This window comes from Streptomyces sp. NPDC003016, from assembly GCF_053591455.1.
Genome location: NZ_JBSFTV010000017.1, coordinates 147,669 through 155,621, shown reverse-complemented (window position 1 = coordinate 155,621; position 7,953 = coordinate 147,669). Strand labels below are relative to the sequence as shown.

8 protein-coding genes are annotated in these 7,953 nt (G+C 69.6%); 2 read left to right on the top strand and 6 right to left on the bottom strand.

Features of this window, described 5'->3' with window-relative positions:
• The 4 genes from ACWDZ4_RS17165 to ACWDZ4_RS17150 form a co-directional block, all read right to left on the bottom strand.
• Nucleotides 1-204: DUF4383 domain-containing protein (locus tag ACWDZ4_RS17165; RefSeq protein WP_451509213.1), on the bottom strand; the 204-nt coding region annotated here is incomplete at its 3' end.
• A 204-nt stretch (nucleotides 205-408) separates the two neighbouring features.
• On the bottom strand, nucleotides 409-1,005 hold the full coding sequence (locus ACWDZ4_RS17160) for a Type-2Aa cytolytic delta-endotoxin (protein WP_451509212.1): 597 nt from the start codon (nucleotides 1,003-1,005) through the stop codon (nucleotides 409-411).
• Nucleotides 1,006-1,139: 134 nt separating this feature from the next.
• Nucleotides 1,140-3,866, bottom strand: coding sequence for a SpoIIE family protein phosphatase (locus ACWDZ4_RS17155; RefSeq protein WP_451509211.1), 2,727 nt, complete (start codon nucleotides 3,864-3,866; stop codon nucleotides 1,140-1,142).
• A gap of 115 nt (nucleotides 3,867-3,981) precedes the next feature.
• The gene (locus ACWDZ4_RS17150) at nucleotides 3,982-4,395 is read right to left on the bottom strand and encodes an arsenate reductase ArsC (protein WP_451509210.1); all 414 of its coding nucleotides are present in this window, start codon (nucleotides 4,393-4,395) and stop codon (nucleotides 3,982-3,984) included.
• Nucleotides 4,396-4,476: 81 nt separating this feature from the next.
• On the opposite strand from ACWDZ4_RS17150, the gene ACWDZ4_RS17145 reads away from it, so the two are divergent.
• Entirely contained in the window at nucleotides 4,477-4,785 is a 309-nt protein-coding gene (locus ACWDZ4_RS17145; RefSeq protein ID WP_451509209.1) for an ArsR/SmtB family transcription factor, read from the top strand.
• Nucleotides 4,782-5,873, top strand: coding sequence for an ACR3 family arsenite efflux transporter (arsB, locus tag ACWDZ4_RS17140; protein ID WP_451509208.1), 1,092 nt, complete (start codon nucleotides 4,782-4,784; stop codon nucleotides 5,871-5,873). Before ACWDZ4_RS17145 ends, arsB begins: the two co-directional genes overlap by 4 nt.
• 205 nt (nucleotides 5,874-6,078) lie before the next feature.
• On the opposite strand, the gene ACWDZ4_RS17135 is transcribed toward arsB, so the two are convergent.
• A complete protein-coding gene (locus ACWDZ4_RS17135; RefSeq protein WP_451509207.1) occupies nucleotides 6,079-6,933 on the bottom strand; it encodes a carbohydrate ABC transporter permease in 855 nt (284 codons plus the stop codon).
• The gene (locus ACWDZ4_RS17130; protein WP_451509206.1) at nucleotides 6,930-7,922 is read right to left on the bottom strand and encodes a carbohydrate ABC transporter permease; all 993 of its coding nucleotides are present in this window, start codon (nucleotides 7,920-7,922) and stop codon (nucleotides 6,930-6,932) included. Before ACWDZ4_RS17130 ends, ACWDZ4_RS17135 begins: the two co-directional genes overlap by 4 nt.
• Nucleotides 7,923-7,953: the final 31 nt, after the last annotated feature.

Below are 7,953 nucleotides of genomic sequence, written 5' to 3'. Positions count from 1 at the left end.
CACGATGTTGTGCAGGACCGACACCTGGAACACACCGAGCAGCTTGGCCTCGGAGTGGTGCTCGGCGAACTTCATCGTGTCGTAGTCGGTGGTGACCCCGGGGATGAAACCGAGGACGCCCACCAGCAGGAAGACCGCGCCCACCAGCAGCGCGGCCTGCTGCACAGGGGTCCGGGCGGTCGACGTACGAGGCTGAGTGGTCATGAGCGCTCTCTTCCTTCTCGCAGGGGCGGCCTTGCGGGCCGCCCGATCAGGTCCTCACCGCGCCGGTTACCCCGCGCTCTCGGCATTAGACCGATCTCTCCCGGATCACCCGGCCGCTGTCCCGCCGCGCCCTCGGACGAGTGCTCCGTCGCCTCTGCCGGGCCTTGCCCCCAGGCGGGGGGACAAGGCCCAGCAGGTCGGTGATCAGGCCGCGGACGACAGCTCCTGCCGTACGGTGATCGCATTGAGGCGGATCGTGTACCGCGCGGTGTTCTCGACGGTCAGGGACCGGGCCTGCTCCGGGCCCAGCGCGACCGTCACATTGACGCAGAAGGCGATGGCGTAGAGCGCGTCCCGCGTCTCCTCGTCCTGGAGGGCGAACAGCAGGTTGTAGTAGTAGCTCGTGCTGTCCGCCTCCTCCCGGTAGAAGGAGAGGTGCGTGCCCTCCTGCCGGCCCAGGTCCACGAAGGCTCCGGTGAGGGCCCGCTCGACCTTGTCCCAGAACGCCGGGTCGGCGGACGGGAACGGAAGGGCCTGCCGTACGGCCTCCTTGAGGGAGAGGACCATGACGCTGACGGGAGCGGTCTCCTGCAGGCCCCAGCCGCGGATGATCTTCACGGTCGAGCAGTCGGGGATGCCGCTCGCCGCCCGGCTGATCTCACCGAAGTCGAAGTCCACGGTCGCCGGGGCGATCGCGTGCTGGAACCCGGCCTCGACGCTCCGCGCCCGGCCCGTGAAGGACGACCCCACCTCGAAGACCGTCTTGAAGGTCGTCTTCTCGGTGGCGATCTGATCGGCCATTGCTGCTCCTAGCGTGTCGGAAGTGATCGCGCCCGGTCGGCAAGTATGCCGTTCGCCCTTCCGCCTCCCGCACGGGGCACGGTCCGTCCCGGCGCCCGTCACGTCCGCCACACCTGCCACACCCGCCCTGCCCGTCACAACGGGTCGTCGGGCAGCCAGGACAGGTCGTCCAGGTCCGGCTCCGGCTCCGGCTGCCGGCTGTCGGCCAGGGACTGTTCGGTCCACATGACCTTGCCGGTCGGCGTGTATCTCGTTCCCCACCGGCCCGCGAACTGGGAGACGAGGAACAGACCGCGCCCGCCCTCGTCCGTCGTGGCCGCACGCCGCAGGTGCGGGGCGGTGCTGCTGCCGTCGGACACTTCGCAGATGAGACCGCGCTCGTACATCAGCCGTACGTGGATCGGCTCGGAGCCGTAACGGATCGCGTTGGTGATCAGCTCGCTCAGCATGAGCTCGGTCGTGAACCCGATCTCCCCGAGTCCCCACGTCTCCAGCTGGCGGCCGCACGCGGCGCGGACGGGGGCGACGGCCGCGGGGTCGGGAGGAACGTCCCAGTCCGCGACCCGTGCCGGGTCCAGCAGATGGGTACGGGCCACCAGCAGCGCGATGTCGTCCCGGCGGTGCGGGGGCAGCATCGCGCTGAACACGGCCTGGCAGGTCTCCTCCGGTGTCGCGTCCGCGTGGTCGGCCAGGGTCTGCCGCAGGAGGCGCAGGCCGGTGTCGATGTCGCGGTCGCGGTGTTCGATGAGGCCGTCGGTGTAGAGGACGAGCCGGCTGCCCTCGGGCAGCCGCACTTCGGCGGTCTCGAAGGGCAGGCCATGGAGGCCCAGGGGCGGAAAGACCGGCATGTCGAGAAAGTCCACCGTGCCGTCGGGACGGACCAGCCCGGGGGCGAAATGCCCCGCCGTGGCCATGGTGCACAGGCCGGAGGCCGGGTCGTAGATGGCGTACAGACAGGTGGCTCCCGTGATGCTGTCGCCGCCGTCGTCCCCCTCTTCCTCGTCGATGCGGGAGACCAGCTCGTCCAGGTGGCCCAGCAGTTCGTCCGGCGACAGGTCGAGGGCGGAGAAGTTGTGGACCGCGGTGCGCAGCCGGCCCATGGTGGCGGCGGCGTGCAGGCCGTGGCCGACGACGTCGCCGACGACCAGGGCGACCCGCGCCCCCGGCAACGGGATGGCGTCGAACCAGTCGCCGCCCACCCCGGCCTGCGCGGGCAGGTAGCGGTACGCGAGATCCAGGGCGTCCTGTTCGGGCAGGACGCGGGGCAGCAGGCTGCGCTGGAGGGTCACGGCCATGGCGTGTTCGCGGGTGAAGCGACGAGCGTTGTCGATGGCGACCGCGGCGCGGGCGGCGAGCTCCTCGGCGAACGCCAGGTCCTCCTCCTCGAAACACCCGGTGGACCGCGAGCGCCAGAAATTGACCATGCCCAGGACGACACCACGTGCCTGCAGCGGCACCGAGACGAGGGAGTGGATGCCGTAGGCGAGGGCATGGCCGGCCCCTACGGGGTCCTGGGCCCGCCAGCCGTGGGCCACCCTCAGATCGGCTTCGAGCACCGCACGGCCGCTCGCCAGAGCCGCTGCCATCGGCGTGGTGGGGACGACGAACCTGATCAGGTCGCCCACCGGCTGGAAGGGGCGGTCCTCACCGACACCGCTCACGGCCGCGCGGCGCATTTCGGTGTGCGCACCGGTCGGCTCCTCGCCGCGCAGTACGGGATCCAGCAGCTCCACCGTGACGAAGTCCGCGAACCGGGGAACCGCCACCTCCGAGAGCTCCTCGGCGGTACGCACCACGTCCAGCGTGGTCCCGATCCGCACTCCGGCCTCGTACAGCAGCTTCAGGCGCTCCCGGGCGACCTCGGCCGCGCCGGACAGCACCCGCAGCTCGGTGGTGTCCCGGAACGTCGCGGCAGTGCCGGGGGGACCGCCGTACGGGGCGGTGGGGCGTGTGTTGACGGCCAGCAGCCGGTCACCGGCCAGGTGGATCTCGTCGGTCACCGCGCGACCCGAGGCCAGCAGCCCGGCGATGGGGGCGTCGAGGCCCAGGTCGGTGACGTGCCGCCCCTCCGCGCCGGCGGGCAGCTCCAGGAGCCTGCGCGCCTCGTCGTTCACCAGTGTCAGCCGGCCGTCGTCCCCGATGATGAGCACTCCCTCCCGGACGGCGTGCAGAACCGCGTCGTGGTGCTCGTACATCCGGGTCATCTCGGCGGGGCCGAGGCCGTGCGTCTGCCGCCGCAGCCTTCTGCTGACGAGTACGGCGCTGCCTGTGGCCAGGGCGAGCGCGCCGACGGCGGAGGCGAGGAGCACCGGCAGGTGGCGGTCCACCGCGTCCCCGACGTTCTCGACCGTGACGCCCGCGGTGACCAGGCCGACGACGGAACCGTCGGCGTCGGTGGCGGGGACGACGGCCCGGGCCGCGTCGTTCGGGGCGCCCTTGAAGATCTCCGTGAAGGCCTCTCCGGCAGCGGCGCGTTCCACGCCCTCGGTGCGCTTGCCGACCAGCGTCGGATCGGTGTCGGCGTACCGGGTGCCGTCCGGCGCCATCACCACCATGAAGTCCACGCCCGATCCCCGCTGGGCCGCGTCCATGTGGGTCCGCAGCGCGGCGGCCGGATCACGGGACCGCAGCGCCTCGACGGTGCCCGGGGCCCGCGCGAAGGACGCCGCGGCGGCGAGGGACCGGTTCTGGGCGTCCCGCTCGCTGTCCTGGCGTGTCTGGAACGCGAGTGCGACCACCGCGGCCGTGATCAGCAGCACGGCGACCACGATCTGGAGGAGGAGCACCTGGCCCGCGGCGCTGCGCACCTCCAGCAGGGAACGCACACCTCGCCGCGACGCGCCTCCGAGACGTCCACTCATGCACCATTTTTAGCATTAAGTTACTTTTCGGGCGCAGGCCCCGCAGCTCGCGGCCGGAGCGAATCAGCGGCAAGCCGGGCCGGGCCGACGGCGACGGCGACGGCGCGTACGGGGCTCACGCGCTCTTCCGCGGGGCGATCTCCTGGATCAGGTCTTCGACGAGTGTCTTGATCTCGTCGCGGATGGGGCGTACGGATTCGACACCCCGGCCGGCCGGGTCTTCGAGCTCCCAGTCGAGGTAGCGCTTGCCGGGGAAGACGGGGCAGGTGTCGCCGCAGCCCATGGTGATGCACACGTCCGACGCCTTGACCGCGTCGACGGTGAGGATCCTGGGGGTCTCGGCGGACATGTCGATGCCCACCTCACGCATGGCCTCCACGGCCGCCGGATTCACCGAGTCGGCCGGGGCGGAACCGGCGGAGCGGACCTCGACGCGGTCCCCGGCCAGATGGGCGAGCCAGGCCGCGGCCATCTGGGAGCGGCCGGCGTTGTGGACGCAGACGAACAGCACGGAGGGCTTGTCGGACACGGCGGGGTCTCTTCTCGCGCAGGACGGGAACACATCAGCACCCGGTGGTGTCAGCCACCACTGATGTGACAGTATCAGCGCATGATGACGTCAGTCGACACTGAACTGATCCGGGCCCTGGCAGACCCCCTCAGGCTCCGGATCGTGAACCTGCTCGCCCGCGAGACGCTGTGCACCACGCACCTCGTGGAGGAGACCGGCGCCAAGCAGACCAACCTCTCCAACCACCTGAGAGTGCTGCGCGAGGCCGGGGTGGTGGAGACCGAGCCCTGCGGCCGCTTCACCTACTACAAGCTGCGCCCCGACGTCATCGCCCAGCTCGCCGGCCAGTTCACCGGGCTGGCCGCATCCGCTCGTACCGCTGCCGAGAACAAGAGGGCCTGTCCGTGACCCCCACGCAAGCACCCGCGACCGCCGAGGACTCCTCGGTCGTCCGGAAGCTGTCGGCCCTCGACCGCTTCCTCGCCGTATGGATCCTGCTCGCCATGGCCCTGGGTCTGGGCCTCGGGCGGCTGGTCCCCGGCCTGGACGGCGCCCTCGCCGAGGTCGAGATCGGCGGCATCTCGCTGCCGATCGCCGCGGGCCTGCTGATCATGATGTACCCGGTCCTCGCCAAGGTCCGTTACGACAAGTTCGACGCGGTCACCGGCGACAAGAAGCTCATGGCCTCGTCGCTGGTCATCAACTGGATCGTCGGCCCGGCGCTCATGTTCGCGCTGGCCTGGGTCTTCCTTCCCGACCTGCCCGAGTACCGCACCGGCCTGATCATCGTCGGCCTGGCCCGCTGCATCGCGATGGTCATCATCTGGAACGACCTGGCCTGCGGCGACCGCGAAGCCGCCGCCGTCCTGGTCGCCCTGAACTCGGTCTTCCAGGTCATCGCGTTCGGTCTGCTGGGCTGGCTCTACCTCGACCTTCTGCCCGGCTGGCTCGGTCTCGGAGAGGGCGAGCACCTCGACATCTCGATGTGGAAGATCGCTCTGAACGTCGTCGTCTTCCTCGGCGTCCCGCTGCTGGCCGGGTTCCTGACCCGCCGCGTCGGAGAACGGAAGATGGGCCGCGAGAGCTACGAGGCGAAGTTCCTGCCGAAGATCGGCCCCTGGGCGCTCTACGGGTTGCTCTTCACGATCGTCATCCTCTTCGCCCTCCAGGGGAAGACGATCACCTCACAGCCGCTGGACGTGGCCCGCATCGCGCTGCCGCTGCTCGTCTACTTCGCGCTGATGTGGTTCGGCACGTTCGCGCTCGGCAAGGCCGTCGGCCTGGCGTACGACCGCACCGCGACCCTCGCCTTCACGGCGGCGGGCAACAACTTCGAGCTCGCCATCGCGGTCGCCATCGCCACCTTCGGCGTCACCTCCGGCCAGGCCCTGTCGGGTGTCGTCGGCCCCCTGATCGAGGTCCCCGTCCTGGTGGCCCTCGTCCACGTGTCACTGGCCTGGCGAAGGAAGTTCGAAGCACCGCGGCTCAGCTCATGACGCATCGCACCGATGCGGTGGTGGCCGGCGGCGGCCGGAGCGGGTCGCCGCCGGCTGCCACCTGCGCCGTCCGGGCGTCGGGTTCGTCATCCTCGACGCCCGGACGGCCGGACCACGACCGCACCCCGTCCACCGGCCCGCTCGCGAGTCCCTGCGCAACGGCGCCCCCGCCGGCTGTTCCGTGTGCGGACGCGCGGGGCCGGGGTCACTTCGTGGCGCCCTGCGCGAAGCCGTTGTAGATCCAGCGCTGGAGGCAGAGGAAGACGACCAGGGTGGGGACGATCACGAGGATGGCGCCCGCCGAGATGTTCTCCCAGTGCGCCCCGAAAGGCCCCTTGAAGCGGAACAGGGCGGTGGAGATGGTGCCGAGCTCCTCGGACGGCATGTAGAGGAAGGGAATGTAGAAGTCGTTGTAGACGGTGATTCCCTTGATGATCACGACCGTCGCCACCGCCGGCTTCAGGAGCGGGAAAATGATCTTCCGGTAGATCGTGAAGGCGTTTGCCCCGTCCAGGCGGGCGGCTTCGTCCAGGGACGTCGGGATGGACCGGATGAACTGCAGGAAAATGTAGATCGAGACGATGTCCGTACCCATGTACAGCAGGATCGGGGCCCAGCGGGTGTCGAACAGGCCGAAGCCGTTGACGACCTGGAAGGTCGCGACCTGCGTGGTGACACCCGGTACGAGCGTGGCGACGAGGAACAGCGCCATGACGAGCTTCTTGGCGCGGAAGTCGAACCGGTCGATCGCGTAGGCGGTCATCGAGCCGATGACGACGGTGCCGCTGATGGAGAAGAGCAGGATGAAGGCCGTGTTGCCGAAGGCGGTGAGCATCTTGCCGTCGGTGAACGCGGTGGCGTAGTTGCTGAAGTTGAGCCAGTTGCCCGGCAGGGAGAGCGCGCCCCCGTCGGTGGCTTCCTCCGACGTCTTGAGCGACGTCAGGAAGACGATGACGAGCGGCAGGAGAACCGCCAGGCACGCGGCGATCAGCGACAGATAGGTCAGGGCCGGTCCGAGCCGGCGGCGTCCGCCGCGTCGGGCGGGCAGGGCCGTGGTCATACGAGGTCCACCTTCTCATCGGGCACGAGACGGCGCTGGATCCAGGTGATCAGGAGAATGATCAGGAGCAGCACGACCGCGGCTGCCGAGGCCAGGCCGGTCTTGTTGAACTGGAAGGCGAGCTTGACCGTCTGGATGACGAAGGTCGAGGTACCGGTCGCGCCGCCCGTCATGATGTACGGGATCTCGAACACGGCGAGGGAGCCGGAGATCGCCAGAATGACGCTGAGGCTGAGCACGGGCTTGATGCTCGGGGCGATGATGTACCGGAACTGCTGCCACTTGCCGGCGCCGTCCAGTTCGGCGGCTTCGTACAGCTCTCCGGGGATGGACTGGATCGCGCCCAGGAACAGCACGAAGTTCAGCCCGGTGTACCGCCAGACGGAGACTCCGGCCAGCGACGTGTTCGCGGAGACGGGGTCGCCGAGCCAGGCGTGGTCGGTGTCCGCGCCGAACCAGGACAGCACGGAGTCGAGCGTGCCGCCGTCCTGGAAGAAGTAGAGGAAGACGAAGCCGATGGCGACACCGTTGACGAGGTAGGGGAAGAAGAGGATCCCCTTGAAGAAGTTGCGGAACCTGAGGTCGAAGCTCAGTACGGCCGCGAAGTACAGCGCGACGGTGATCTGGACGGCGGACGCGGCGAGGTAGTAGCCGCTCACGAAGAAGACCCGGAAGAGTTCCGGCCGGGTGAAGATCTGCGTGTAGTTGTCGACGCCCGTGAAGTTGCGGTCCGGGCTGATGCCGTCCCAGTCGGTGAAGCTGTAGAAGACCATGTTCGCCACGGGGACGTAGGTGAACGTGATCAGCAGGGCCAGCGGGATCGCCAGGAACAGCCACGGTGTGATCTGCCGGAGAGGACTGCTCCGCCAGGAACGGCCCGCAGGGGCGCCGGGCGCGGCGCGGCGCCCGGGTCCGCGGCCCGTTCCGCGCGCCGCGGGAGCCGCTCCCGCGGGGGACTGCGCGGGGGCGGTGTCGGTTGTTTCGGTCATGTCGGCCTTTCTGTCCGCTGATGCCGTACGA